The organism is Candidatus Zixiibacteriota bacterium (genome assembly GCA_018820315.1).
Lineage (GTDB): Bacteria > Zixibacteria > MSB-5A5 > JAABVY01 > JAHJOQ01 > JAHJOQ01.
On sequence record JAHJOQ010000049.1, the window covers coordinates 1 to 4,680 of the forward strand.

Genomic DNA, 4,680 nt, shown 5'->3' on the forward strand with positions numbered 1-4,680 from the left:
ACTTTTTGATAGGTCATCAGAGCGGCAGAGTAGCATCTGCATCCCTGCATTCAGAGGAATGTCGTGAGACGCTCGAGAAGGCAACCAAGGAAGAGAAGAAATTCGAACGCCTGAAAGAGATCAGAAGAGAAGAGTACATCAGAGATATGAACTTGCAGCTTCAAAAAGAGACTGATGAAATCGCGTCGACCGCCGTTTGCAGACAGCAGCAATCAACGTCTCGATAAGCAAATCTACTCGATCTTCGGCCAAATGATAGTATCGTATCTCCTAACAGCCTGCAGCACCTCCATGATTTCCGGCTCCGGATTGGCATCGATGAACCGGTCGATAATGATCCTCGCCGAATCGGGGCGATTTGTCTCTTTGTAGTAATTGTAGAAGTTGAGCACGGTGTGCAGACTTCGCGAGTCCATTGAGACGTCCGCAGCCTGCATCTTGCGTCCTTCATAGACCATGCCATTCTCCTCGAGGAATATTCCCCACTGATTAAGCGCTTCCGGCTGAGTTCGGAAGAAATCCATGAAGGACTCGTAAAGGCTATCCCTCTGCTCAGGGCGGTCTGAGTAATGATAAACGAGAATCATACATGCTTCCAGCTCCGGCGATCTTGCGACGTGCTCCATTCCTTGTGTAGCCAGCGCCTCAAGACTGTCATACTTGCCTGTTAGGAAGTAGTAGCGCGCCACATACTGATAATTTGGAACATAAGCCGGAAAGAGACTAATGCCACACTTGTAATACTCCATCGCAGTGATTGAATCATTCAGCTGCTCCGCTCCAAAGGCGACGCTGTAGAAGTTCTCCTGTGAGGAATCTCCCAGCGCAATAGCCTGTTTGAACTTCGACACCATGGAATCGAGCACTCTTATTGTCATGTATGCGCCGCCTAACAATTTCGCTATATCCGCTGTGTTCTTTTCCGCTGCAGCTCGTTCGAGCGCAATGGATGCGAAAGTGTGATTGTTACCGAGCAGCCATCTGGTTCCCATTCGATAGTTGAATTCCCAGAAGAGTTTGTTGCTCTCGATTAGCTCGATCTCCAGCTTCTTCATCATATCAATCCCGTCAATCTGGTCGGTCGTGGCATTTGACTGCGCCCAGCCATATTCATAACGGCCGACGATATCCAGCGGATACCTTCTATGATATTGAGCAAGCACAGCTACTGCATCATCGTAGAGCTCGAAATGTTCAGCATACATTGTGCCAAGAAGCAGGGCGTTCTTTCCGTCCTCAAACCTCGCATCGAACGCATTCTCCCTGGCGAGAAATCGCGAAAATCTTTCAGCGACATCCTCGGATGAATGGACAGTCACCAGGAGCGGAATCGTAACCAGGGCGTTAGTGACTGCAAGAAAGGCGAATGCTCTCCTGGCAGATGCTGTTTCAAGACAGGTTATGACGTATGTTATCCAGAAAAGCGCAGGAACTACCACAATTGCCGACGAAGCATATCCGAGTACCCATCCATAGTTGGAACAAGTGAACAAGTAGAAAGCGAGCGCCATCACAAACCATGATCCGAACAGCATTCCATGCAGATGAGTTACCCTGCATCTCACAAACATATAGATGACCGACAGGAGCGCTATCAGGACGATGAGGTGTGACACGAATAGCAATTGATTAGCGGCTCCCCACAAGTGGCTCGATGTGAACAGTTCAGAAGCCGAAGATGCAGGCATGAACACCGACGTGAAAGGGAAGCTCTGAAGAAGCGACAATCCGATTCCGAGCAGAGCCATTCCGATCAGCAGGACCAATGGAATCCCCGGCTTACCATTTCTGAGGAAACTGCCGGCAAGCTTCACATACAGAAGTGCCAACGCAAACATTACAAGCAATGGGTGAAAGAAGACGGAAAACACAAGCACGATTCCGAGAACGTAGATCGGTATTCTGCCTTTAAGAAATATCAATGCGATCCACGTCACAAGCGCCATTAGGACCGCAACAACCGCGAAGTCATTTGCGGAAGTGAAAATAGCAAGGACACCGGATGCCGCCATGAAGAAGAAAGCAAGTAAGGATTCTCTTTTGTCATCTGACATGCCCCGTGCTATCTGATACAGAAGAAACACATACAATCCTCCCAGCAATGCTACGATCAACCGCATTGCACCAGTCTGCTCCCAGAGATCCGTCAACTCAAAATTAGGAGGGAGGTCAGAGTAGGATTTGATTATATCAGCGTAACTTCCGAACATCGATAGCGGTCCCGAAAAGATGTTTCGCCAGAAAAAGCCTCCACTTGCAAAAATCCAGATTATTACCACCGCGGCTGCGGCGCCTGCAAGACCTATTGAACCGGGGAGAGGCTTAGCATCGGGAAGCAGACTTGAATCTGTGGTCGCATGGCGCCAAGCTGCAAAGAGCAAGAGAATGCCTGCAGCCATCATTGGATAGAATATAAGGCCGTTTAGACTCTTGGCAGTCACGAGCCCCCAGTACGATGTGTCTGTTGTGTAGCCATATAGCAACAGCAGAATGGAGATGGCACAGAGAGCATAAATGGCTTTTAGAATATATCTTGAGAAGTCCATTTGTTAACCTCGGTTTAGCTTATCCGCCAACGATTTACATTGAAGCAATCATAAGTAATGACGCGCCTGTTTGCAAGAACAATGTTGCAGCTATGAGACATCTGACCGAAGTCCACCCCTTTCTATTGCAGGTTCAGGTCGACGCGCGAGTGAAGCTTCCCGACGGGATATACGGAAAGCATCGTGTCCGCATAGCTCGATCTCTCATAGAAGAAATTGAGTCGTTCCCTCGGGTTGGTTGCGAAAGCGGAATCTGATTCCAACCTTGCCTGGAAGATCCCCTGCAGTTCCGGATTCTCCCGAATCATTTCGCGAGCAATACCCTCCATAACATACATTTCGAAGTACTCTTTCTGATCGTAAATCGTGTTGAAGAAACTCCATCTAATGAATGAATCGGGCGCCTTTGGCTCGAGAAGGTGCGCAAGCACCTGGTTAGTCCTCTGATCTGTAATAATCACCGCCGTGCCAGCAGGGAATGTGCGGGAGTGTCTGAATGATGTCATTGTGAAGTCGAGAAGGTGTCTGCTCTCCCACGGCTCATTGTCCCATTTCAGGTCGGAGAATCGGTACGACTCGATCTGGAGTGTCTGCTCCGTCACGAGACGTGAAACCTCGATGCCGTGGGCTTCCAGCAGATTGATCTCGTCAGACCACTCGGGAGGTATTAAATAGGCATATGGGATCATCGCTGAGTCGACAGGATAGTAGCTATCCAGATATGGAACTCTGTACTCTGTAGGCGTGCCGCCCCATTTAATCCAATCAGCGCCAGATATGTCGCTGGAATCAACAGAAACATCGAAGCCCTTGAACTCAATAAACTGAGCTGTGTCTTGTGCCCGCTTATAGCCAAGATTATAATAGTCGCCCGCCATCGATTCGCCTACAAGCATGTCCGTCTGCCGTACTGCCAGTTTCAACTCTGATCGCTGATCCGATAGTATGCCAATAAGCTCCACAATCATCGCACGGGTACCATCGACGCGCGTATGATAATCCTTGAGCATGTGCGTCTCAATCAACAGCGCCGGGCGATTCTGAATTGCTCCATAGCCAGTCGAATATCGCGGAGGCCATACAAGGCCGAACATGCCCTCGGTGATGTTCTCATAATGCCTCGTCATCACATACGGGACAATTGGGAATCCACATTCGACCATCGCGGCGTCGATAGCAGGGACGAAGTTAACATTTATCCAGGATCGCAGAGGTGCGGGCAGGTTCTCGTGGGTTTCGATAGCATAGGTTACTACATACTGATAATCCGCGCCATCCGTGACATGACAGTCGACGATGAAATCGGGTAGCCACTGATTGAACAGGTTCAACCAAGCTCTCATTTCCGGGGAATCGGCCTTAAGGAAATCTCTGTTCAAATTGTACCCCTGAGCCGTGACGCGAAAGCCCATATCGAGAGGTCCGTTCTGATTGATACGATTGCACGGTCCGAATCGTTCGTGACCGTCCACATTGAATACCGGTATAAACAGCAGGACCAGATTGTCGAACTGGTTTGATAATTCGCCATCTCTGATGAAATCGCGGATCAGTAAGAACCCGGCATCTTTCCCGTCGGGTTCACCTGCATGTATGCATGCTAGAACCATCAGCACGATTCTGTCGTCTGTCGGCGGGCTGAAGGCACCGCTCTTGTCCACTATCAGTAGAGGCAGATCGCGCCCTTGCGGGCTTACGCCGAAACTAGTATATTTCACATATTGAGACGTGGAATCGAGTCTCATGCAGTAATCGACCGTTTCGTCATAGCGTGGGGTTTGCATCCGGTTCGATGCCTCGTAGAATGTCTCAAGATTATCCCCCGCCAGTGCTGCTGTGGGAAGACAGAGTAGTGTGCAGATCGCTGTCCACGCAAATATCCAAATCCATGTCATAGTGCCTCCTTCTTTGTAAAGCATATAATCGACAATCATAGTGTTCAGCGGTTCATGTGTCAATGAATAATAGGGAAATCCATCGATCCATCGATCCACAGGGATACTGAACATGAAGGTACCCCCTTGCGTTAGTTTTAACAAGCTGAGACTTGAAGATATTATCTAAGAAGAGGGCTGGCAATATTGCGACTTTGGGACTGATATTCTTGTCTCTTTGCTGAATGATCTCCCACGGA

Annotated in this window: 3 protein-coding genes; 1 reads left to right on the forward strand and 2 read right to left on the reverse strand. The window is 49.1% G+C overall.

Annotated elements, in window-relative coordinates; genetic code table 11:
- Positions 1-227 (forward strand): flagellar FliJ family protein (locus KKH67_04265; protein MBU1318392.1); only part of this gene is annotated, 227 nt, incomplete at its 5' end.
- Positions 228-233: 6 nt separating this feature from the next.
- Here KKH67_04265 and KKH67_04270 read toward each other — a convergent pair.
- Together KKH67_04270 and KKH67_04275 are read right to left on the reverse strand one after the other, a co-directional pair.
- On the reverse strand, positions 234-2,546 hold the full coding sequence (locus KKH67_04270) for a hypothetical protein (GenBank protein ID MBU1318393.1): 2,313 nt from the start codon (positions 2,544-2,546) through the stop codon (positions 234-236).
- 122 nt (positions 2,547-2,668) lie between these two features.
- Positions 2,669-4,441 (reverse strand): M14 family metallopeptidase, encoded by a 1,773-nt coding sequence (locus KKH67_04275; GenBank protein MBU1318394.1) that lies wholly within the window; start codon positions 4,439-4,441, stop codon positions 2,669-2,671.
- Positions 4,442-4,680: the final 239 nt, after the last annotated feature.

Coding starts and splice junctions, on each gene's coding strand:
- KKH67_04270 (MBU1318393.1), bottom strand. CDS start 2,546: ATGGACTTCTCAAGATATATTCTAAAAGCCATTTATGCTCTCTGTGCC.
- KKH67_04275 (MBU1318394.1), bottom strand. CDS start 4,441: ATGACATGGATTTGGATATTTGCGTGGACAGCGATCTGCACACTACTC.